General features: G+C 45.8%; 1 protein-coding gene. It reads left to right on the plus strand.

Annotated features, from left to right (window positions below):
* A partial coding sequence (locus A3762_RS19510; RefSeq protein WP_304439302.1) for a carboxyl transferase domain-containing protein occupies nucleotides 1-731 on the plus strand: 731 nt, incomplete at its 5' end.
* Nucleotides 732-853 lie beyond the last annotated feature (122 nt).

Consider the following 853-nt stretch of genomic DNA (forward strand, 5'->3'; position numbering starts at 1 on the left):
ATAGCAAACAACCTTATGACGTTCGTGAGATAGTTGCGCGTATTGCGGATTCATCTGAATTCGTCGATTTCAAACCCGAGTTCGATAATCAAACCGTTTGTGGCTTCTTAAAAATTGAAGGCCATGCATGCGGGCTGATCGGTAACAATGGGCCAATCACACCAAAAGGTGCGGCAAAAGCTGCGCAGTTTATCCAACTATGCGAGCAGTCCGGCACAAGCCTATTGTTCTTCCATAATACAACCGGATTTATGGTTGGAACCGATGCAGAACAAAATGGCGTTATCAAACACGGCTCTAAGATGCTGCAAGCCGTGGCTAACGCAAGCGTACCGAAACTTACCATCGTGGTTGGCGGCTCTTACGGCGCAGGTAACTATGCAATGTGTGGGCGCGGATTAGACCCTCGTTTTATCTTCGCTTGGCCAAACAGTAAAACGGCTGTAATGGGTGGAGCGCAAGCTGGCAAGGTCTTGCGTATTGTTACCGAAGACAAGCACGCTAAAATGGGTAAAGAAGCAGATCCCGCAATGTTAGACGTTCTAGAAAAAGCTACTGCCGACAAATTGGATAAAGGTTCAACCTCACTATATGGCACGGCAAGGCTTTGGGATGATGGACTTATCGACCCCCGTGACACCCGAAAAGTATTAGCATTTTTGTTAGATATTTGTGACGAAGAAAAACGTCGAACTCTACGCCCGAACACCTTTGGCGTGGCACGACTTTAAGCTTGGTAACCGACAGAATAAAAACAGTTTTGTAAGAGGCAATTCACATGATTTTTACACAAGAGCACAACGAGATACGACGCACCGTTAAGAACTTCGTAGAAAACGAAATTAACCCATAT

This window comes from Oleiphilus sp. HI0125 (assembly GCF_001635355.1).